Genomic DNA, 24076 nt, shown 5'->3' with positions numbered 1-24076 from the left:
CTTTTAAATACAAAATAAACGCCTTTAATTTAGGCGTTTATTTTCTGATACCTATACTATTAATTATATTGAAATTGTTTATTATATTTTAAATATGAAAGTGGTTTTTTAAACAGTTTTGATTTAATTTTAAATTACACTTATATATGTATATAATAAACAAGTAAATTAATTTTTTAAATATATTTACAATAAATTTAGATTTTTTTAAAATAGTTAGGAAAAGTAAATGTGAATTTTAATTATAAATGAAATTTTAGAGAACAAAATGCTAAAATTGATAAATTAGTTTTAAAACTGGATGGGTTACACTTTATTGGACACTAATTACGTAGACAAGTGAACAAATTAGTTAAAAGAAAGGAAATATAATTATGGCCAATATTAACTCATATAATGATGAATTTAAAAAACAAATAGTATCTTTATATCAAAATGGCAAATCAGTATCTTGCCTTGCTAAAGAATACAACGTTACAAGAGCAGCTACTTATAAATGAATTAAGCAATTTACAAATTCAGGCAGTTTTAAAACTAAAGATAATCTTTCGGATTTAGAAAAACAATTAATTCAAGCAAATAAAGAATTAAAACAATTAAGAATGGAGAATGATATTTTAAAGCAAGCAGCACTAATAATAGGCAGAAAGTAGAGATTATTACAAATAATAAATCTAAATATAAAATTCGTCCAATTTGTCGTTTTTTAAAACTTTCTAAATCAACATATTATTTTAATTTAAAGAAAAAAGAAGATAAAATCAAAAATAATATGTATGATGAAGCTGTTATTAGTGCTTTTAAACAAAATAAAGAAGTTTATGGAACAAGAAGATTAAAAGTCAGTCTAGAAAATAAAGAAATTTATTTATCACGCAAAAAAATTAAAGAAATTATGAATCAGCATAATTTAATATCAAAATACACTAAATTATCATTTAAAAATCATCATAACAAAGTCAATGATAGCCAAATAAGCAATCTTGTGAATAGAAACTTTAATAATAGGCTTAAAAATGAAGTTATTGTTAGTGATTTAACTTATGTTCAAGTTAATGGTAAGTGAAACTATATTTGCTTATTAATCGACCTATTTAACCGCGAAATTATTGGACATAGTGTAGGTACTATAAAAAAGATGCATCATTAGTATATCAAGCATTTATGCAATCAAATCGCTGTTTAAAAGATATTCAAATATTTCATAGTGATCGCGGTAATGAATTCAATAATAAAACTATTGATAAACTTTTATTAGCATTCAATATTACCCGTTCTTTAAGCAAAAAAGGTTGTCCTTATGATAATGCTGTTGCTGAAGCAACTTTCAAAACTTTCAAAACTGAATTTATTAATGATAAAAATTTTACATCATTAATCCAATTAAAATTAGAATTATTTGATTATATCAATTGATACAACAACATACGAATCCACAGCACTTTAAACTACCTAACTCCAGTTAAATATCATGAAAAAATGTCTACCAAAAAATAGTCCTAAAAAGGGTTGCCATTCCAATACAGAGATATTTGAGATATTATAAAAAAAGCAAATATTAGTCTTAGAACCTGTTTAGAATCTTTTTAATAAAACTGAAATAAATGAAAGAACAACCATTTGTAAACTAGTATTTAGTTTTCTTTCACAATTTTTTCATAATCTTCTGTATTTTTCTAATCAAGCAAAGCTTCGTTCTACAATTCATCTTTTTGGTAATACTACAAAAGTATGTAATTCATTGCGTTTTATCACTTCAACATTTGCATTTATGATTGTTTTGATTTCAGAAGCAAATTTTTCACCAGTATAACCAGCATCTACTATTATTTTTTGAACTGCAGAAAGATTTTCTTTTTCATTTTCAATCATTATTATAGCGCTATTACGATCTGTTTTTTCTGCCGTGGTTATGTAAATTGCATGTGGTAAACCTTGAGAATCAACAACAATATGACGTTTTATGCCTGAAATCTTTTTACCAGCATCATAACCTTTATTTTCAGTAGTATCTGTATTTTTAACACTTTGCGAATCAATTATACAAAAACTAGTTTGTTCTTTGCGATTATTGTTGATACGAACTTTTTTAACTAATTTTTTTTAAAATTAATTGCAATACACTAGGTTCTTTACCATTATTTTTACTTCAAATTTGAAAATAATAATATACAGTTTGTCATTTTGGAAAATTTTTTGGTAACATTCTTCATTGACAACCACTTTTTAATACATATAAAATTGCACAAAATATTTCATATAAATCTAAACTTCTTGGTTTTGTTTTCTTTTTACTATTTTCTAAAATTGATTTTATGTTTTCAAATTGTTCTTTGGTGACATGACTTGGATAATTTTTATGCATATATACCTCTTATTTTAAAATATATAATCATTTTACATTATTTTCGAAAAGATTCTAAACAGGTTCTTAGTTCTATTCATAGAGTTTTTAAAAATTTAGAAGTAATTGAAGCAAATCCAGTAAAAGTAAAGTTAGAAAAAAATCAGCCTATTTTTGTAGCAATTGATGATGGTCACCGAAAATTTTGAAATTTTAAACGTAAAGGTACAAAACATTCTATGCGATTAATAGTAACATATACAGATAATATTAATCATAAAGTACAAAATAAAAGAGTAAAGGCAATTATAAGACCAACAAAAACAAAAATTGGAGTTAAAAAAACTGCTGAATTTGTTAAAGAACATTGTCAAAAATTTTATGAAAATATTGAACAAGCAAAAATTATTATTTGTGGTGATAGTGCAGGATGAATTAAAGAAGTTGCTGATTGTTTAGGTGCACAGTTTGTTTTAGATAAATTTCATTTAATTAGAACATTATATCTTGGAATAATGGCTGGAAATAAAGAAAAATATTTAGAAGAATATAATCATTGTAAATATTTAATTAATAATGGTCAATATGAACAATTAATTAACTATTTATATAATCAATTAGATAATCATAAAAAATTAAAAAAACAATACTTTAAAAATAATAAAGAAGGTATTGAAAATCAAGGTGCAAAGTGAAATATTGGTTGTTTTACAGAAACTAATATTTGACATGTTTTAAAAGAAATGCTTGGTAATAGAACATATAATATTTTAATTTATATTAAAATGGTTATTTTTAAATGTAATAAGATAAATTTAGAAACATAGCTTTAATGTATGTAATAGTTACTTATTATTTCACAATTTTGAATAGCATCTCAAAAATTATTATTTTTTATTTTTACTTTTAAACCAATAATGAAAAAAGTTAATGATAAAATTATAATTATTAAAATTGGTACTAAAATTAGACAAAAAATCACTCCAATTTGTAATTGAATTCAACTACAATAATTTCCATTACAATTAGTTATTGAACATACAGATTTGGGAGAACAACCTAAAATATGGATTATATTACTGGTTGTACTTAATATTCCAAATCCATTTTTTTCTAGGTTTATATATTTTTTCGTTAATAAATTGTAAATATGAGAATGATAATCACAAGAACCTATAAGAGTTAAACCTATAATCATAATTAAAATAGTAAAAATAAATAATAATACAGTTATTAACTGTAATTTTTTAAGTGCTTTAAGTTTCATTTTTAAATTCTCCTTAACTTTACTTCATAAGTTTAACATTTAACAAATTTAATTATAAGTATTTTAGTTGCAATATTTTAAAAAAAATTATATTATTTAAATACAATTTCATAAAAATCGAGGCTTTTATGTAATCTGTGTATCTTTGTTTTACAAAGTACTAGTTTAGATTAATTCTATCTTCAAATTTTATCATAAAATGAGCAATTGCTGTATTTCAATTTTGAATGGGCATTGTTCATTTTTTTGTTATATTTTCAATTGCTAAATAAAATATTTTAAAAACTGCCATATCATTAGGAAAAACTTTTTTATTTCTGATAATTTTTCGTAATTGACTATTTACAGATTCAATAGCATTTGTTGTATAAATCACTCTTTTAATTTCTGCAGGATAACTAATAAAAACCATTAAATTATCTCAATTTTTATATCAAGATTTAGCAATTTGAGGATAGTGTTTATTTCACTTATTTTCAAAGGATTCTAAAGCCTGCATTGCTTGTTCTTCACTACATGCAGTATAAATTGGTTTTAAATCTGCAACTAGAGATTTTCTATGCTTATATGAGACATATTTCAAACTATTTCTAATTTGATGAACTATGCATAATTGATGTTCTGTTTTAAGATAAACTGATTGTATTGCTTCTGACATGCCTGTTAAATTATCACTGAAGGCAATAAGAATATCATTTAAGCCACGATTTTTCATTTCTGTTAAATTTGCTAATCAAAATTTAGCACCTTCATTTTCACTAATTCATAAACCTAAAACATCTTTTTTACCTTCTAAATCAACTCCTAAAGCTATATAAACTGATTTGTTAATAATGCGTTTATCTTGTCGTACTTTAACTACTATACAATCAAAATAAACAATAGGATAAATGCCTTCTAATGGTCTATTTTGTCATGCTTTGACATCATCAATCACATCATCAGTAATTTGACTAATAATACTTTCACTAATATCAGCACCCTGATATAACTCTTGTAACTGCATTCTAATATCTGATAATGTCATACCTTTTGCATATAAGGAAAGAACTTGTTGATCAAAACCATCAAATCTTCTCTGTCTTTTTGGCACTATTACAGGAGTAAAATTACTATTACGATCTCGTGGTACATCAATCTCAATTTTATCTTGTTGAGTTATTAATTTTTTTGAACTTATACCATTACGAGCATTGTCACTATTACTATGTTGATTTTTTTCATATCCTAAATAATTTTGCATCTCAGAATTCAACATTTTTTCAACTAAACGTTTTGTTAATTCTTTATATAAACCCCCTTCTTTAAAAACTGTTGTTAAATCTTCAGTATTTTCTAATAATAAATCTACTGCTTTTGATATTGGATCATTATTATTAAAGTTATCTTTTTTAGCCATCTGTAACTCACTCTTTCTAGTCATTTAATTATATTTACTAGAATTAATTAAACATAGTTATTTTTGTAAGTTACACAGATTACTAAACATTACCTAAAAATCCAAATTATTTCTTGTCTAAAATATAATAAGACTATATAAGATTTAATTTATTCCGGATTTTTGACAACCGCCCAAATTCAAGTTCTTCAATATTTAATTTATATGGAATTTCAGAATTACTATCTTTAACTAAAATATCCTTAAATTTATTTTCTCTTGACATTATCTCCTTAATTTTTTCATATTCATTACTTGTTTAACTAATTTTATTATCACAATCTTCATCAGTAACAAAATATTTTGATTGATTAGCAATAAAGTTATAAATATTTAATACACCTAATTGATGATTTTCACAAATTGTTTTAAAATGTTTTAATATTTCAAAATTATTATTTAATTGCTCTCTTAATTTATTTAACTTATTTAAGTCCTTGCACGAACTAATTTTTTTAATAAAAAAATATTATCATTTTTCAGGATTTCTATTTTTGTTTTCATAAATTCAATATTAGTAATATCTTTTTTAATAAAATCACTAAAATCACTAAATAATAAAGGATGATTAAAAACATTAATTAATAAAATAATTGAAATCAAACTTTTCAAACTGTATAAATTGTCTTGATCAATATATTGCAAAGAACTATGCAAATTTTTTCTAAACAATTGACTATCAAATTTTTCATCTTCTTGGTGATAATATTTGGCAATATTACTAATAGAACTATCAATAGCATTATATTCTGCACAAGTTATATAGATAATATTAAGCGCAGTAATAATGTCTTCTTTAGTTAATGTTGGTACTTGTGATTTTATTTTTTGTAAAATGTTAGTAATTAAATGTTTACCTACTCCCATTATTTTTACTCCTATCTTTTTTAATCAATTAAAAGCTCATATAACCATTTAATGGTTATATGAGCTTTAGTAGCTTTAATATTATATTGTAATAATCACTTTTAATTATAGATTAACTTTAGTTTTAATATTCAAAGTTGCTGAATTTTGTAACTGTGTCTTTATTGCATTGGCTACATGTTCAACATCGGTACCAATAACAATTTGCAAAGCTTCTTTATTCAAAATTTTAGTACCAAATGCTCCTGCGGCCTTAACTTTTGCCAAATTAACACGTGATGTATCTTTAACAATCAAACGTAACCTAGTAGCACAATTATCAATTTCAACAAAATTATCTGCACCAATTGCTTCAATTAATTTTGTTGCCATTAATGTATATTTATCACTTTTAAGATTTTTATTGCTTAACTCTGATTTTGTTGTTACTTTATTTTCTTCAACACCAAAATCTTCTTCTCTTCCTGGCGTTTCAATATTCATTTTAGTAATTAATGTATAAAATACAATAAAATAAACTCCACCAGCAGCCACAATTAATAATAATACTCATAGTGGATTTGAAGTAATATGATAAGCACCTGTAGCATGATTAGCAAATCCTCATGATTGAGCAAAAGAAATGCAATAGTCAATAATTCCAGCACTAAAACCAAAACCAACTTGGATATGCAATGCTGTCGTTATTGCAATAAATATCCCTGTTAATAAGGCATGAATTACTAATAATAATGGAGCAATAAATACAAATGAAAATTCAATTGGTTCAGTGATTCCACTAATAAAAGAAACTAAAGCAACTCCTCCTAAAAATCCTGATACCATTTTTCTATTTTCTTTTTTAGCTGCCATAATCATAGCTAAGGCAGCAGCAGGAATACCACCCATCATAATAGGAAAGAAACCTGATTGAAAAAATCCAGATCCTTCAATACCTCTAGTAAAAGCATTAATGTCTCCATTTACTCATTCCGTTGTTCCAGATGCAGCACCTGTAATTGGAGATATTATCTGACCATTAATTGGTAATTGAAATCAAAAAAAAGTATTTAAGATTTGATGTAATCCAAAAGGTAATAATAAACGATTTAATATTCCATAAACTGCTGTTCCTGGAATAGCAACTGCTGGATTATTTGGATTAGCAACTAATTGACCAAATTTCATTAATACTAATTGAATTCATGGTCAAACAATAGCAAATGCCAAAGCAGTGGGAATAGTTATTGCTAAAGCCACCATTGGTGCAAATCTTCTACCACCAAAGAATGATAATGCTTGAGGAAGTTTAATTTCTTTATATTTATTATATAAAACTGCAGATAAACACCCCGCTACAATTCCACCAAAAACACCAATGTTTAATACATAAATACCACCGATAATAGTTTTACCATCTGTTCCAAATTCTTCTACATAAAATAATGACGAAAATTTTTCACCTTTACTTGATGTAAAAGTTAAAACATTTTTATATAACATTTCTGGTAATGAATGTTCAATTGATGTCATTGCAGATATTGCCAAATAAAATACTGCTCCAACTAATGCAGCTTCACCACGATGATCTTTAGCTAAACCAAATGCTAAACCTAAAGCAAATAATAATGGTAAATTATCAAATACTATTTTTCCTGGTTGTTGAATAATATATGAAATTCAATAACCAACTTCATTAGTAACATGCATAACACCAGCATCAGTTGTAGTAGTAAATGTAAGCCCTAATTCTCCAAATCTGTTTAAAATAGCAGCGAATGGTAATACTGCAATTGGAAATTGTAATGCTTTACCTAAGTCTTGTAAAAATTTTAAAACATTATTTCAAGGACTTTTTTCTTTTGAGGTTTTTAATTCTTGTTCTAGTTTTTTTTGATAAATTGTTATACTATCGTTTTTTTCTTTATGTTTTTTTCAGAAAACTAAACCCATATTTTAACCCCTTCCTAAAACTTTTTCTTAATTTTTCAAAATTAAAACATTGAACTTATTGAAACTGATAATAGCACAATGGCACCAACTGTTGCACAAAACATTAAAAATATATAAAGAGCTTTATTTCAAAAATGAAAAACTTGATATGTAACTTTTTTTGGTTTAAATAAAAATTGCTCGTTAATCAGGCTCCTTTCTTTACGTAATTTTCTTTTAAATAAAAAAAACACAAGAAAAATAATACCAATACAAATCAAACCAATGATAAACATTATTCACATTGCCGATGTTGATAAACTTTTATTGTGCGACTCTAATGTTAAAAAATTTAGCATAATCATTTACACTTTCTAATCATTAGTTTTTTATCTTAATTAAATATTATTATACAATAAATTTTTCTTAAATAAATATAATCACAAAATTTTACACTTTTTTATTGTTTATTATACAATGACTTACGCATTCTAAATCTTAATTTAATTGGTACACCCTGAAAACCAAATCGTTCACGAATTTGATTAATTAAAAAACGTTCATAAGAAAAATGACATCGTTGTGGATCATTTACCATTAAAATAAAAGTAGGCGGATTTTTTTCAACCTGTGTTGTGTAATATATCTTTAATCTACCACCTTTAAAGTAGGGCGGCTCATTAATTAATTGAGCTTTATTAATTATTTCATTAAGAATACTTGTTTTAATTCTTAAATTCATATTAACTAATACTTCATTAATAGTAGCAAATAAAGTATGAATTCTAGTATTTTCTAAAGCAGATAAATATACAACAAAAGAATACTCAAGGTATTTAAATTTTTCTTTTATTTTTTTAGTAAACTCTTGCATTGTTTTTTCATTTTTTTTAACTAAATCTCATTTATTAACAATAATAATAACTGGCTTATCTAAATTTTTTGCCATTCCTGCTATTGTTAAATCTTGTTCTTGAATTTCAACACTACCATCTAATAAAAACAAAACAATATCACTACGTTCAATAGCATTAGTAGTTCTAATTAAACTATATTTTTCTAAATCTTCAGTAATTTTTCCTTTTCTACGAATTCCAGCAGTATCAATAACACAATATTGTTTTTTATTATAAACAAAATTACTATCAATAGCATCAGTTGTTGTTCCTGCTATTGGTGAAACAATAACTCTATTCTCTTGAAGAATAGTATTAACTAAACTTGATTTACCAACATTGGGACGACCAATAATTGCTAAATTAATATGTTCTTTTTTTTCTGTATGAACCTCTTTTGGTAATTTAGTAATTATCATATCTAATAAATCACCAAAACCAACACCATGACTAGCAGATACTAAAATTGGTTCGCCAAAGCCAACTTTTAAATAATCATAAATTTTATCATTATCGTTTTGAACATTATCATATTTATTTGCAATAATAATAACCGGTTTCTTAGTTCTGTATAATAATTTAGCAATATCTTCATCTTCGTGAGTTAGACCTTCTTGATAAGAACAAACAAATAAAACAATATCAGCCTCAGCTAAAGCAATATTAACTTGTTGATTGATTTGTTGAGTAAAATTAGTAATCGTTTTAGTAATACCACCCGTATCAATAATCACAAAATTTTGTGTTAATCATTCACCAATGCCATAAATTCGATCTCTAGTTGCTCCAGGCATATCTTCAATTATTGCTACTTTTTTTTGTAATATACGATTAAAAATTGAAGATTTACCAACATTAGGGCGTCCTACAATTACTACTTTTGGTAACTTATTCATTTTATTCAAATCCTTATATTTAAAATATTATTTTTTATGACTAAAGTAATTATCATATAAAACTTTTAATTTATCAACGGTCGTTTGTAAATTATAATCACTATTATCTAAAATAACTGCATCTTCAACAATTACTAGTTGACCAGTGCTACGAGTTTTATCAACATTATCACGAATTACCATATCGTTATATACTTGTTCTTGTGTAATATTAATACCCTCTTTAATATACTGTTTATATCTTCTTTCACTACGAGCGTGTAAACTAGAAGTTAAAAAAATCTTTAATTGAGCATCAGGTAAAACAACACTACTAATATCTCTGCCAACGACAATAAAGCCTTGACTTCTAACCATTTCTTGAATTCTAGCAACCATAACTTTTCTAACTTCAGATAACGAAGCAATTATTGGTACTTTATTAGTAACATTTTTATCATAAATTTCTTCTGTTGGTGGTTGATCATTAAATAAAAAATGACCATTAACTCATCTTATATCAAAAAGTTGTAATGCTGCAAGTATTAAATCTTCACTTTCAAAAGCAATTTTGTTTTTTAAACAATAATTAGTAAAGCTACGATACATAATTCCTGTATCCATAAATTGATAATCAATTTTTTTAGAAAGTAAATATGCTGCTGCTGATTTACCACTAGCTGCTGGACCATCTATTGCAATATTAATCTTTGGGTACATTGTTTTTCTCCATTCTCTACTTAATAAATAATATTAATGATAATACTAACACGACTATTAAAATTAAACAAATAATGATAATACTAAATACTGTTAAACTTCACTTATAGTTATTCTTAATTTTAACTTTTTGTAATTCATCTTGAAAATTATTATGTTCTTGATTAATTTCTTTTAGTTCTTTATTAAGATAACTATTATTTATTTTATACTTTTTATATTTAAATTCTAAATTTTTAACAAAATTTTTGACATCATGAATTTTACTTTCTAAGTCTTTTTGAAATTCATTTATTTTATTATGCATACTATTAATTAACGTTTGATATTCCAAGTTAGTACTTATTAATGGCACATCAACTATTTCAAAATCAATATTTTCGCTATATTTTTTTAAAATATTATTAATATTTTCTAACATATTTTCCAATATTAATTTATCATTATCATCTAAATGTTGTTCATTATTTTTAATAAAATAATTTTCAAAATTAACTAAATTTAAATCAGAATTTAATTTTTGAAAAATTGGCTCAAAATATGATTTATCAATTTTTATTAGTTGCTGATAATAATTTTCTATTTTTTGTTCTTGTTCTCAAAGCTTACTATTTTCTTTAATTTCTTTAGCAATTTGTTCACGTAAACTTTTATACTTTTCCATTCTTGTCATTAAAGCACCCACAAATTAATATTTAAAAAATTCCAATATTGATTTATTTTTAATAGTAATGATAATTTTCTTGATTATAACATAAATATATAAAATCATTATAATATACAAATTTAACTATTGATAATATTGATAATATTTTAAAAAATAATTGTTTTTACTTAGTTTTCTTTTAAACATTATTAAAAATAAAATATTAGAAAAATTTATATTTTTATGCAGGTATTATTTTTTTATTGTATATTCTTTTTTTCAATTATAGACTTAAATTAAGATTTACAAAAAATATTTTTATCTAATATCACTTTCACATTATTATAAATATCTTGCTATTATCGATATTAAAAATAAAAATATATTACATTAGGTAAATCTTAATTCTAAGAACCTGTTTAGAATCTTTTTAATAAAACTGAAATAAATGAAAGAACAACCATTTGTAAACTAGTATTTAGTTTTCTTTCACAATTTTTTCATAATCTTCTGTATTTTTCTAATCAAGCAAAGCTTCGTTCTACAATTCATCTTTTTGGTAATACTACAAAAGTATGTAATTCATTGCGTTTTATCACTTCAACATTTGCATTTATGATTGTTTTGATTTCAGAAGCAAATTTTTCACCAGTATAACCAGCATCTACTATTATTTTTTGAACTGCAGAAAGATTTTCTTTTTCATTTTCAATCATTATTATAGCGCTATTACGATCTGTTTTTTCTGCCGTGGTTATGTAAATTGCATGTGGTAAACCTTGAGAATCAACAACAATATGACGTTTTATGCCTGAAATCTTTTTACCAGCATCATAACCTTTATTTTCAGTAGTATCTGTATTTTTAACACTTTGCGAATCAATTATACAAAAACTAGTTTGTTCTTTGCGATTATTGTTGATACGAACTTTTTTAACTAATTTTTTTTAAAATTAATTGCAATACACTAGGTTCTTTACCATTATTTTTACTTCAAATTTGAAAATAATAATATACAGTTTGTCATTTTGGAAAATTTTTTGGTAACATTCTTCATTGACAACCACTTTTTAATACATATAAAATTGCACAAAATATTTCATATAAATCTAAACTTCTTGGTTTTGTTTTCTTTTTACTATTTTCTAAAATTGATTTTATGTTTTCAAATTGTTCTTTGGTGACATGACTTGGATAATTTTTATGCATATATACCTCTTATTTTAAAATATATAATCATTTTACAATATTTTCGAAAAGATTCTAAACAGGTTCTAAAAATAAACTAAAAATCAAAATTTATTTTAGTAACAAAGGAGAATAAAATATGCAAAAAACTACATTTACTTTAGGACATTTAAAAATTGAACATACAACTACTACTGGAAATACTGATAGTAATAATATTAATGTACTAGATAACGTTGATCCTATTAGTGTGCAAGCTAACTTAAACAGTATGGTTCCATATATTAATCAAATATTAGAAGCTTTACCAGCTACAGAAAAAGTTGCGTTTTTAAAAGATGAACAATATCCAGATGGAACATTCGTATTAGTAACAAGTGCTGGTATAACACCAATTGTACCACAATATTTACTTACTAGACTTCAAGAAACAGCTCCAAAAGCATATATATTAGCACAAGGTCAACAATGAGGATGATCAATTGCTAATAAAACAGATGTTTCTATTAACGATTTAGAAAATCAATTTGAAAAACATACAAAAGAATGTTTAAATGCATATATAGCTTCAGGAGATGCACTAGACTATAAAATGGATTTTATTTACAAAGTTGTAGCAACCGTACCTAATGCACCACAAGTAACTGCTAGTTCATCAGTTAAATTCCACTTTACTGTTAAAGCAGTTAAAAAAGCGTAATTAAATAATTTTAGTAATTCATAAAATATAATATTTTTTATATTTTCTTAGTACCTAGGTCAATTTAGTATTACTAAATAACCTAGGTTATATTATTAAATAAAAGGAGAAACACTAATGAACAATAAATAACGGGAGATTGTCAAAAATCCGGAATAAATTAAATCGTTGTAGTCTTATATATTTTAGACAAGAAATAATTTGGATTTTTATGAAATTGTAAATTTATCTTACTACTAATTTAAAAATATTACAATTAAAATACTCAATTTTATAAATTATAGAGGCTTTTTAATAATCTGTGTATCTTTGTTTTGCAAAGTACTAGTTCAGATTAATTCTGTCTTCAAATTTTATCATAAAATGAGCAATTGCTGTATTTCAATTTTGAATGGGCATTGTTCATTTTTTTTGTTATATTTTCAATTGCTAAATAAAATATTTTGAAAACTGCCATATCATTTGGAAAAACTTTTTTATTTCTGATGACTTTTCGTAATTGACTATTAACAGATTCAATAGAATTTGTAGTATAAATCACTCTTTTGATTTCTGGAGGATAACTAATAAAAATCATTAAATTATCTCAATTTTTATATCAAGATTTAGCAATTTGAGGATAGTGTTTATTTCATTTACTTTCAAATGATTCTAAAGCTTGCATTGCTTGTTCTTCACTACATGCATTATAAATTGGCTTTAAATCTGTAACTAGTGATTTTCGATGTTTGTATGAAACATATTTTAAACTATTTCTGATTTGATGAACTATACATAATTGATGTTCAGTTTTAGGATAAACTGATTGTATTGCTTCTGACATGCCTGTTAAGTTGTCACTACAAGCAATAAGAATATCATTTAAGCCACGATTTTTCATTTCTGTGAAATTTGCTAATCAAAATTTAGCGCCTTCATTTTCACTAATTCATAAACCTAAAACATCTTTTTTACCTTCTAAATCAACACCTAAAGCTATATAAACTGATTTGTTAATAATGCGTTTATCTTGTCGTACTTTAACTACTATACAATCAAAATAAACAATGGGATAAATGCCTTCTAATGGTCTATTTTGTCATGCTTTGACATCATCAATCACATCATCAGTAATTTGACTAATAACACTTTCACTAATATCAGCACCATGATATAACTCTTGTAACTGCATTCTAATATCTGATAATGTCATACCTTTTGCATATAAGGAAAGAACTTGTTGATCAAAACCATCAAATCTTCTCTGTCTTTTTGGCACTATTACAGGAGTAAAATTACTATTACGATCTCGTGGTACATCAATCTCAATTTTACCTTGTTGAGTTATTAATTTTTTTGAACTTATACCATTACGAGCATTGTCACTATTACTATGTTGATTTTTTTCATATCCTAAATAATTTTGCATCTCAGAATTCAACATTTTTTCAACTAAACGTTTTGTTAATTCTTTATATAAACCCCCTTCTTTAAAAACTGTTGTTAAATCTTCAGTATTTTCTAATAATAAATCTACTGCTTTTGATATTGGATCATTATTATTAAAGTTATCTTTTTTAGCCATCTGTAACTCACTCTTTCTAGTCATTTAATTATATTTACTAGAATTAATTAAACATAGTTATTTTTGTAAGTTACACAGATTACTAAACATTACCTTTTTAATTGTATTAAATTAAGGTATGATTTTTTAATTTAATATTAAAATTTCTAAAAAGGAATGTTTAACTTAATTCTTCTATTTTAATATTACTATTAATATTTTTTTTGTTATCTATATTTTGCTTATTTTTATTATATAATAAAGAAATTCCTATTATTAAACCAATTAAATTTAATGTTAAAAATAATAATATGATGCCTAATGCATTATTACTATTACATAAACTTATACCTCAAATTAAAAACACTATTCAAATTACTAAACATATTCATATAATAAATGTAATTAAACCAATACTCATTACCTTGCACCTTTTTCTTTCTAAAAAATAATTAAACTAAATAAAATATAGTATTTTCTATTAGATTCTTATAATTTAATATTTTTTTCTTTATACAAGTATTTATTAAATCAACCCCCATCTATACCCTTTTCTTATGATCAATTTATTTCATTTGGTTTCATTGGTTTTTCATTATTCTTTACACTAATAATTTTACCATTTTTAACGTTAATAACAGTATTTGCAACATATTGGAAGTTAGGATTATGAGTAACCATAATAATTGATGTTTTATATTCTCGATTAACATCCAATAAAATTTCTAACACCTTACGCCCCATTTCCTCATCAAGTGCTCCTGTTGGCTCATCACAAAATAAAATTGTCGGATTTTTTGCTAGTGCTCTACCAATCGATACTCTTTGTTGTTGTCCACCTGATAATTGACTTGGAAACTTATTCATATGTTCATCCATTTCAATAACTTGAAAAATATCATCAATACTCATATTTTTATTTTTAGCAAGATTTTCACCAACTTCAGCATTTTCACGAGCAGTTAAGTTAGTTAATAAATTGTATTGTTGAAAAATAAAACCAACATTATCTCGTCTAAATTTAGTTAAATGACTATCTTTTAATAAAGATAAATTGTATCCGGCCACAAAAACATCACCAGTATTAGGTTTATCCAATCCCGAAATAATATTTAATAATGTTGTCTTACCACTTCCCGATGGTCCTAAGATAACAACAAAATCACCTAATTTAATTTTTAAATTAACTCCTTTTAATACTTCATATTCTAAGTCTCCAGTTAAGTAAGATTTTTTAACATCAAATAATTCAATAACATTAGTTTGAGTATCAGGAGTATTATTAGTCATTGATATAATTTTACCTGCTAAAATTTCTTTTGAATGAGTTTTTGTTAATTTTTTAATTGCTTTTTGATTATCTTTAAAAGCTTGTAATTTAGCTTTATTAGCTTCTATTTCTTCCTTTGATTCTGGTTTATCATGAGATTTATGAGTTACTGGTGGTATTGTACCTTCGGTTTTAGATACTGACTTCTTTGTAAAACTAGATTCTAACTTATTTTTAGTTACTTGTTCACTTGAATTTTTAGTGTTTTTTTTATCATTTTTCATGTTTTTATTCCTTTCTGCTTTTAATCAATTTCATTTAAAGTTTTAATTGGATTAATCTTCTTCATGGCATATCAATCAATAATAAAGGTTGTTGCATAAATGCCAAAGACAATTAAACCAACCACAAGCGGTAATCATCAAACAAAGAATAATGGTAAAACCCATGTTGTATTAGCAGCTAAATAGTTAAGAATAAACTTAACAATTATTCATCCTACAGGAAAACCAATAACAAACATAACAGCAATCACTGGTAAATACATACCAATAACAATATTAGTTATTTTTGCATCACTATAACCAAGTGTTTTCATTGTTGCTATTGTTTTACGATTTTCATAAATTACTAAATTACTTGTTAATAAAATAATAAAGAACGAAATGATTAATGAAAAGATAATAAATGCAACCAATACTGTATCAACTAAAGCAGTAATTTGATTTAACAACTGATGATGGATATCTTGTGGCGTAATATTAACAGCACTACCTGCACCATAACCTTGATAAGTACCAGAACCATCAGTACCACCATTTAAACCAAAAGCACTGTAATCTCCATACATTTGCGAAGTTGAAAATGAATTAGTTATATCTGGTAATGATTGCGAATTTGAAAATTTAAAATTAAAGATTGGATTTTCATTTTCAAATATTTGATTAAGTTTATAAATAACGGGATCATTTAATTGATTAAGAAAATTTTGATATTCATTAAATGATTTTAATTTACCAAAATCAACATCACAAGTTGTTTTTTTGTCTTCTCATTCTTTTTTAAATAATAAAAATAAAAATTCTTTTGTTTTATTAAATGATAAAACTTTATCAGCATTAGTTTTACTAATATAAGCATTAGGTTGACCATAACCATTATATATACCAACTACTTTATACGTTGGTGTTTTAGAACTTATCTTATCATTATAAGAATTAACAACCTTACCAGCAGTAACTTCTTTTAACATATTTGTAGCATTAATACCCATATTATCATAAGCCCCATCCTTTAACTCATCAACTTGTGTATAACCAGTTTGTTGTTTTAATAATGTTACATTATTAACATTTTTACTATCACCAACAATGTTATCAATATTAATTTTATCCAAATCAAAAGGTTTCAATTTATTATTATCTTTAAATTTCATAGTATTACCATTACTACTCATTTTAAATTCATCATTTATTTTTAAAATTAATTGTTTAGCAATTGTTTGATTAATAACAAGACTAATACTATCATCACTATTTTCTTGTTCTAAAAGTGGATTTAATGAAGAACCTCCAGCATCATATAATTGCATCATTGAAGGTTTGCCTAACTGTTGTTGATTTTGTAAACCATAAACTTTCATTAAATATTTGTTCTGTTTAAATAATTTTTCAGGAGTACCAATAAAGTAAGTTCCTAATTCATCAGTTTCTTTATCAAAAGGCACAACATTAAAAGCAACATTAAAAGGAGCATTGGGATCACTATAATCTTTGGCAATATTTTGACGAATAAAATATGGGCTTTTAGTATAAGCACCTTGCACTACAGTTTGTCCCATTCTATTATAAAATAAAGCACCAAATCAAATTCCAACTTTATTAATTCAACTATCACACTCTTTGTCACTAATTTCAGATGCATTATTATTCAATAATTGTGTTTCATTAGTTAAATGTCACGGATATAATTTATCGCTAGTATCAAAACTTAAATTATCAATATCATTAATAAAAGTAGGACCCTTACTTGAGGCATTTTTGTAAGCAGGAATATTAGTATTTGCTCAATCTTTGAATTTTGTAATATCTAAATCATTAGGATTAGTACTAATCTTACCAGTCTTCGAAATCGTACCACTAATATTCATTGCCACTGTTGTTCGATAGTTTTGATAAAATTTTCTAATAATATTATAAGTATTCTCACTATAAAAACTGTTAATATTAGTATTTTTTAAAACTGTGTCATACATTGGTAATGCATTTGGTCAAGCCATTTGTACCATAATTCCAACAATCACAGAAGCATCTTTAATATCACTAGAATCTAATCCATTTAAAAAGTTTTTAGTAAGCATTTTACCATTTAAATACGTTAAACCAGTATATCCTAAATCACTAATAGCAGCACCGGGATTAGATTCATCTGACATTGGAGCATATGCTTCAGCATTAATATTATTTTCTAATAATTCTTTAACAAAAGTATCATTTAATGGTCCAGAATTATCAAAACGTGGTGGATGTCAATATGTATCACCAGTAGTACTATCAACAGTAGAAGTATAAGTTCAATCATCTTTATTATTTGGATTATAAGTTTTATAAAAACTATATGGAGAATTATAAGTCGGAATGTCATATTCAACTAAGGAGTGATAATTCATACCAGTAAAAGAAAGTAATTTATTATCAGCCATAATTTTTGGACCAATAATAGATGTTGTCATTAAAGTTGTTCCTAAAAACATAGTTAATGATGCTGCTGCCATTTTTCCAATTGATGATGTAAATAGTGATAAACGGAATCTTGTTAAAAATCCACGATTAATACTTTTTGTTTTAATAATTCGACTAAAGCGAGAATTAACAGTAGCTGATTCGTTTTTAATTAAATCTATTGGTTTTTTAATAACTGTTAAAGCATTAATAACTCATGCAATAATTGATAAAAAACCAAATATTAAAATTAAACAATATATAAATCCTAAACCATTAAAAATAAAATGACCAAAATCTAGATTAAAATAGTTGGCAAATGTTTGAACTATAATTACTTGTAAACCACTTGCTGGTAAAAACACTAAAATAGTACCAATAAGTGCTGCTACCATTGGATAAGCTAAAGATGTAATTAAAATTTTAATATTACTATAACCTAATGATTTTAAAATTCCAATTTGTGTTCGTGAATTATCAATATTTTTATAAGTAATTAATATTACTGTAATTCCTGTAATAATTAAAACAATTAACAATAAACCAATTAATAAACTTTTAAATCCAATAATAGTTGCATTCAAAGTAGCAGTACGATTATTAAACGTATACTTATTATTTCCTAACTTATATACTAAAGCAGCATCAGAATCAATAGTATTAATATATTTACTTCTTAAACTTTGTGAAATTAATTTAATATCATTAATTTTACCTATTGTTGATTTTCCAACAAAATAAATTTCGCGATCATTATCAGAAGAAATTGTGATTTTTTCATTAGCTTTATCATATGATCAAATATAATTATTTTTTTCTAACCTTTTACTTAAACCAAATTGCATTGGATCAACGTATAATAAACCTTCACGAGTTTTATTTGGAATTGGTGTAGTTTGATCAATAATTGGGGTTGTGAAATCAGCAGATACACCATATCCAACAATTTTTAATCAATTATAACTACTATAAGCAGCATCATTTAAATCATATCTTGAAACTTTTAAACTACTTCCTAATTGATCTGATTGCACACGAATTGTATCATTAATATGCAAATTATTTTTTTGAGCAAATTCTTTATTAATAACTACCTGTTTTCAACTTGGAGTTTTATCTGGATTATTACTATCTCCTATTTGATAACCATCACTAATGATTAATTTATCAATACGAGCATCTTGATTATAAGTTAATATTTTTAAAATTCTAGGATTACTATTATTATCTAATTGCATAGTTCTGCCTTCAACACGATCTCATATAAATTCATTACCAGCATCATTTGCAATATTGTTAATATCAAAATCATTCTTTTCATCAACAGCAGTTGTTGATGTTGAGATTTTATTAGAAATAGTTTTTGGAGTAGTATTAGATAAATCAATAACAAAATCATGTAAATTAGATTTTGCAACTAATGTTGAATATTCATCAGAAATTCTTGCTAAACTTGTTTGCATTAATGAAAAAATAGTTGATGATAATAATACTAAAACAATTAAACCAACTAATTGAATTTTATTACGAAATGCTTGTTTAAACGCATTTTTAAAAAGCAAAAATGATTGTTTTTTCATATTCGTTCTTCCTTTCTTTTAAATTTTAAAACAAAAAAAGTTATTGAATTAAAGCCATTTTTCAACCATTAATTAAAGTTTTTAAATCTTGAATAGTTTTAGTAATAAGTAGTGTTAATTGGGCACTTAAAAAATAAGTTAAATTCTTCTTAAAAATAGCAATTAAAAGTTTTTTATTATTATCAGTAATAGAAACTTGGTGGTCAAAATTAGTAAACATTTGTTTTTTAAATTGCCATGTTAAAATGATAATTTTAGTTTTAGTATATGCTTTTACTGGAAATTGTTTATTAATAATATTGGGTAATGAAGAATTACTAAATAATGTTACTCAAGTTTTTTTAATTAAATTAAAAATTGTAAATAAATTATCACTAAACATTTTTCATGAAAAGAAACCTAATCAATAGTAAAAGAACACTAAAATTAGTACTGAAATAAAGTTATTTATTGATGGTAATGATATTTTAATCATAGTAAAATTAAATTGTAAAATAATAGCAATTATAATAATTGACAAAATAGTAAAACGCATCACTTTCATAATTTGATTATTATTACGGCTTAAAAAACTAAAACAAATAAATAAATGTAAAATCGAAATCAATGATAGCATTGGTAAACTTTCTAAATCTAAAAAATTAATATTAATTACCATTTCTTGAACTGGTAATAAAAATAAACAAAATTGTGCTAAAAATCATAAACTAAATTGAAGAATAATGATTTTCGTTTTATTAAATATTTTTTTATTATTAATACTATTTTTATGAAAATTAATAGTAATTAAAAAAGTTAATTTCATAATTAAAAGTAAAAAAAGAACTGGTAAACCAAAAAAAATAAATAATTGTTCAAAATTATTAATACTATTAATTTTTAAAATATTACTACTACGTAACATTATATTCACCTTTAAATAAACTTTGCTATTATTATAATTATAAACTATTAAAATTAAATAATGCAATTATTTAGTTTTAGATAGTGTTCAAATATTTAAAAAGAAAAGGAAAAAAGAAAATGTTATGAAACTGCTGTATCAAATTCTTTAGTAATAATTTTGATAATGAATATCAATATTTACAACCTATGGATTCAAACTATATGTACTACCCCACTACTAATTATCAAACTACTACATCTACTACTAAAATAATAGCTGTTGAACAACCAACTAAACATTACCTTTTTATAATAAAGTTAGCTATATAAATATTTTTTTAAAATAATCTATTGTTAGGAAAAAATATTAAAGCAATAAATTCTATTTTTATTATATTAATAATTTAAAATATTCTTACTTATAATATCAACTATCTGCTTAGCAACTTCCACTTTTGAACCAATTAAATTATAATTATTATTTTTAAAATAAAAATTAATTTCTGTTTCATTTTTACCCATAACACTAATATTATTAATACAAATACCATCACAATTTTTAATTTTCATTTTTTCGATACCAAGATTTTTATCATTAAATTCTTGAGCAGCAAAACCAATTAAAACTTGTTTTGTTTTCTGCTTACCTAAAAATGCCAATACATCAATATTAGCAATCAGTGATAAAGATAAATTTTCGTTTTTATTTTTAATTATTTTATTACGAATATATTTACTTACTTTATAATCATTTAAAGCAGCAGCACATATTACAATATCAGCATTATCAAAGTTTTCTTTCATTGCTAAGAACATTTTTTCATTAGTATTTGCTTCAATAATAGTTAGGTTTTTTTGCGATTTAATTTCAAAATCACAATCACCTGCAACTAATACTACTTTAGCGTTAGTTTTAAGAAAAGCATCTACTAATGCTTTACCCATTTTTCCTGAAGAATTATTAGTAATATAACGAATTGGATCAATATAAGTTCTAGTACGACCAATATTAATTAAAATTTTTTTATTAGATAAATCAATACTTTTTTTAAAAAAATCTTTAATTATTGTTAATGCATTATCTGAACTTTTAACCCGTCCATCACCAATCATCTTACAGGCTAACATTCCTGAATCTGGAGGAATAATAGTAATATTTTCAAAATTAGATAATTCTAATAAATTTTTTTGAAAACTTTGATTGTGATACATATTATGATTCATTGCTGGAAATAATATCTTTTCTGCTTTGGAAGCTAAAAATACTGATAATGCTAAACTATCAGCAATTGCTAAATTTGCTTTACTAATAAAACTCATAGTAGCAGGATAAACAACAATTAAATTTGTTTTAATTGCTAAATTAGTGTGAGTAATTAAATCTCCTTTAACATATGATTCTTGTTCAAACATTTCAGAATAATAAGAAAATGTTTTATCTTCTAGAAAATGTAAAGAACTTTTAGTACAAATAATATCAACTAAAAATTCTTTTTTTAATTGTTTTAATAAAATTAAGGCTTTGTTTGCTGCAATACTACCAGTAATTATTAAAGTAATATGTTTCATTATTTTCTCCTATCATATCATTAAACATAAAATAAACAAACAAAACCTATCTTCAAAATATGATAGCATTGAAAATAGGTTTTTATTATTAAAAATTTATTTTTACTTTTTATCAAGTATAACTGAAACTCGTGTTTTATTTTTTTTAAAAATAGTATACTTAACAATTCCTGATTTTAAAGCAAATAAGGTATCATCACCACCACGTCCTACATTTTCACCAGGGTGAATTTTAGTTCCACGTTGACGATAAATAATTGTTCCCTCTTTTAAACTTTGTCCATCACCAATTTTAGCACCTAAACGTTTAGAATGTGAATCACGACCATTACGAGTTGAACCCACTCCTTTTTTTGAAGCAAATAATTGTAAATTTAATTTATAAAACATAATTACACCTCCTTTATGTTAATATATTTTGGATATTGTTCTTTAATAGTTTTTAATTGTCAAAGCATTGTTTTTAAAATGATTTGACTATTATTAGTGAAACTAGCAACTTTAAGTTTAACTAATCCAGCAGTATTATTAATTACTTGAACTTGATTATTATCAAGTTCATGAAGTGCATTTAATGTACCAATAACAATGGCTGAAATCCCTGCACAAACAATATCATTTCCAATTTTTGAAAAATTAGCATGACCAGTAATTATAACTTCTACAATGTTACTATTTTGGTAATTATAAGTAACTTTAACCATAATTTGATATTACCTTAAATTATTTTTTATTATTTTCATCATCATCTTTAACAACTTTAACAGTCATATTTTTATGATCAAAAATAGTTTTTAAATTACCTTCACTAACAACAGTTTTAGTGTTATCTGGTTCTGTAATATTATCCTTAACAACTGATTTAGTTTTAACAACTTTTTCTTTTGTAAGTTCTTTTTTTACTTTACTAACTACTGATTTTGGCTCTTTAATAATAGGAGTTACTACTTCAGAAATTACTTCTTTTTTTACTTCATCTTTAATTACTGGTTTTGATTGTTCTGCCTTCTTATCAACAAGACTTTTACCAGCAAGTAAAATATCAGTAATTAATACCTTTGTATATGGCTGACGGTGTCCATACATTGTTTTTGAATTTTTCTTAGGTTTATATTTAAACACTCGAATCTTTTTTGATTTATCTTGTTTAATAATCTCACCATGAACTTCAGCACCTTTTAGGAAAGGTTTACCGAATTGTTGATCAATCATCAATATTTTGTCAAAAATAATTTTATCTTTAGCTTTGCCAACAAGTTTTTCAACAAAAATTTCTTGACCATAGGAAACATTAATTTGTTTTCCTCCTGTTTGAATAACTACAAACATTTTTCTTATTACCTCCAGTTTAGACTCGCCTTATAGGTGGAATAAATCACTTGTTAACCTAAAGTAGAGCGGTTGAAACTGCATAAACAGTCTTTAATATTATAAAGTATTTTTTATTAAAAGCAATACAAAATTTAGAATTATACACATAATTTAAATATAAAAATTACTAAAAAAAGAAAATAAAAAATATATCTTTAATATTTAATAATTAATGTAACTATAATTAATCTACACTGAATTATGTAATTAATATTTTTTTATAATTATTATTAAAATTATGATATTATTTTTCTAAACTTAATATAAGTTTTTAACTCATTACTTG

General features: G+C 24.2%; 17 protein-coding genes, 3 pseudogenes and 1 other annotated feature. Of the genes and pseudogenes, 3 read left to right on the top strand and 17 right to left on the bottom strand.

The window, feature by feature from the left end; translation table 4 throughout:
- Nucleotides 1–374 precede the first annotated feature (374 nt).
- Nucleotides 375–1497: pseudogene (locus ACI2WJ_RS05290) on the top strand (IS3 family transposase).
- A gap of 78 nt (nucleotides 1498–1575) precedes the next feature.
- Here ACI2WJ_RS05290 and ACI2WJ_RS05285 read toward each other — a convergent pair.
- Nucleotides 1576–2365 (bottom strand): IS5 family transposase gene (locus tag ACI2WJ_RS05285; RefSeq protein WP_400254448.1). Its coding sequence is split into 2 segments (ribosomal slippage): nucleotides 1576–2103 and nucleotides 2105–2365, totalling 789 coding nucleotides; the frame shifts between segments, so codons are not numbered across the junction.
- On the opposite strand from ACI2WJ_RS05285, the gene ACI2WJ_RS05280 reads away from it, so the two are divergent.
- A complete protein-coding gene (locus ACI2WJ_RS05280; RefSeq protein ID WP_400255055.1) occupies nucleotides 2347–3171 on the top strand; it encodes an Mbov_0401 family ICE element transposase-like protein in 825 nt (274 codons plus the stop codon). The two genes, ACI2WJ_RS05285 and ACI2WJ_RS05280, sit on opposite strands and share 19 nt — an antisense overlap.
- A 2-nt stretch (nucleotides 3172–3173) precedes the next feature.
- Here the strand turns inward: ACI2WJ_RS05280 and ACI2WJ_RS05275 are convergent, their stop codons facing one another.
- From ACI2WJ_RS05275 to ACI2WJ_RS05240, 8 genes are all read right to left on the bottom strand, one after another.
- Nucleotides 3174–3611, bottom strand: coding sequence for a hypothetical protein (locus ACI2WJ_RS05275; protein WP_400255054.1), 438 nt, complete (start codon nucleotides 3609–3611; stop codon nucleotides 3174–3176).
- A gap of 160 nt (nucleotides 3612–3771) precedes the next feature.
- A complete protein-coding gene (locus tag ACI2WJ_RS05270; RefSeq protein WP_400255245.1) occupies nucleotides 3772–5010 on the bottom strand; it encodes an IS256 family transposase in 1239 nt (412 codons plus the stop codon).
- Between the two features lie 468 nt (nucleotides 5011–5478).
- On the bottom strand, nucleotides 5479–5916 hold the full coding sequence (locus tag ACI2WJ_RS05265) for a hypothetical protein (protein WP_400255053.1): 438 nt from the start codon (nucleotides 5914–5916) through the stop codon (nucleotides 5479–5481).
- A 105-nt stretch (nucleotides 5917–6021) separates the two neighbouring features.
- Nucleotides 6022–7848, bottom strand: coding sequence for a PTS transporter subunit EIIC (locus ACI2WJ_RS05260; RefSeq protein WP_400255052.1), 1827 nt, complete (start codon nucleotides 7846–7848; stop codon nucleotides 6022–6024).
- A 439-nt stretch (nucleotides 7849–8287) separates the two neighbouring features.
- The gene (der, locus tag ACI2WJ_RS05255) at nucleotides 8288–9619 is read right to left on the bottom strand and encodes a ribosome biogenesis GTPase Der (protein WP_338957597.1); all 1332 of its coding nucleotides are present in this window, start codon (nucleotides 9617–9619) and stop codon (nucleotides 8288–8290) included.
- Nucleotides 9620–9646: 27 nt separating this feature from the next.
- On the bottom strand, nucleotides 9647–10318 hold the full coding sequence (gene cmk, locus ACI2WJ_RS05250; RefSeq protein WP_400255051.1) for a (d)CMP kinase: 672 nt from the start codon (nucleotides 10316–10318) through the stop codon (nucleotides 9647–9649).
- Between the two features lie 16 nt (nucleotides 10319–10334).
- Complete coding sequence (locus ACI2WJ_RS05245; RefSeq protein WP_400255050.1) at nucleotides 10335–10991, bottom strand: hypothetical protein; 657 nt, start codon at nucleotides 10989–10991, stop codon at nucleotides 10335–10337.
- 392 nt (nucleotides 10992–11383) lie between these two features.
- Nucleotides 11384–12173, bottom strand: a protein-coding gene (locus tag ACI2WJ_RS05240) for an IS5 family transposase (protein WP_400254448.1) whose coding sequence is annotated in 2 segments (ribosomal slippage) — nucleotides 11384–11911 and nucleotides 11913–12173 — 789 coding nt in all. Because the reading frame shifts where the segments join, the coding sequence is not laid out codon by codon here.
- Nucleotides 12174–12291: 118 nt separating this feature from the next.
- On the opposite strand from ACI2WJ_RS05240, the gene ACI2WJ_RS05235 reads away from it, so the two are divergent.
- The gene (locus tag ACI2WJ_RS05235; RefSeq protein ID WP_400255049.1) at nucleotides 12292–12852 is read left to right on the top strand and encodes a hypothetical protein; all 561 of its coding nucleotides are present in this window, start codon (nucleotides 12292–12294) and stop codon (nucleotides 12850–12852) included.
- Nucleotides 12853–13176: 324 nt separating this feature from the next.
- On the opposite strand, the pseudogene ACI2WJ_RS05230 reads toward ACI2WJ_RS05235, so the two are convergent.
- The 8 genes and pseudogenes from ACI2WJ_RS05230 to rplU all read right to left on the bottom strand — a co-directional run.
- Nucleotides 13177–14416, bottom strand: a pseudogene (locus ACI2WJ_RS05230) (IS256 family transposase).
- A gap of 534 nt (nucleotides 14417–14950) precedes the next feature.
- The gene (locus tag ACI2WJ_RS05225; protein ID WP_338959714.1) at nucleotides 14951–15949 is read right to left on the bottom strand and encodes an ABC transporter ATP-binding protein; all 999 of its coding nucleotides are present in this window, start codon (nucleotides 15947–15949) and stop codon (nucleotides 14951–14953) included.
- Nucleotides 15950–15969: 20 nt separating this feature from the next.
- Nucleotides 15970–19965 (bottom strand): ABC transporter permease, encoded by a 3996-nt coding sequence (locus tag ACI2WJ_RS05220; RefSeq protein WP_400255048.1) that lies wholly within the window; start codon nucleotides 19963–19965, stop codon nucleotides 15970–15972.
- Nucleotides 19966–20005: 40 nt separating this feature from the next.
- The gene (locus tag ACI2WJ_RS05215) at nucleotides 20006–20869 is read right to left on the bottom strand and encodes a hypothetical protein (protein WP_338959718.1); all 864 of its coding nucleotides are present in this window, start codon (nucleotides 20867–20869) and stop codon (nucleotides 20006–20008) included.
- A gap of 377 nt (nucleotides 20870–21246) precedes the next feature.
- A complete protein-coding gene (gene coaBC / locus ACI2WJ_RS05210) occupies nucleotides 21247–22419 on the bottom strand; it encodes a bifunctional phosphopantothenoylcysteine decarboxylase/phosphopantothenate--cysteine ligase CoaBC (RefSeq protein WP_400255047.1) in 1173 nt (390 codons plus the stop codon).
- A gap of 102 nt (nucleotides 22420–22521) precedes the next feature.
- Nucleotides 22522–22809 (bottom strand): 50S ribosomal protein L27, encoded by a 288-nt coding sequence (gene rpmA / locus ACI2WJ_RS05205; protein ID WP_174481212.1) that lies wholly within the window; start codon nucleotides 22807–22809, stop codon nucleotides 22522–22524.
- Nucleotides 22810–22811: 2 nt separating this feature from the next.
- A complete protein-coding gene (locus tag ACI2WJ_RS05200) occupies nucleotides 22812–23123 on the bottom strand; it encodes a ribosomal-processing cysteine protease Prp (RefSeq protein ID WP_281748879.1) in 312 nt (103 codons plus the stop codon).
- 334 nt (nucleotides 23124–23457) lie between these two features.
- Nucleotides 23458–23748, bottom strand: a pseudogene (gene rplU / locus ACI2WJ_RS05195) (50S ribosomal protein L21); the annotation flags it as partial.
- An 11-nt stretch (nucleotides 23749–23759) separates the two neighbouring features.
- Nucleotides 23760–23832: a sequence feature (ribosomal protein L21 leader region), on the bottom strand.
- Nucleotides 23833–24076 lie beyond the last annotated feature (244 nt).

The organism is Spiroplasma endosymbiont of Cleonymus obscurus (assembly GCF_964273375.1).
Classification (GTDB): domain Bacteria; phylum Bacillota_I; class Bacilli_A; order Mycoplasmatales; family VBWQ01; genus Spiroplasma_E.
The sequence above is the reverse complement of the archived record's forward strand: the minus strand, read 5'-3'. Positions and strand labels throughout refer to the sequence as shown.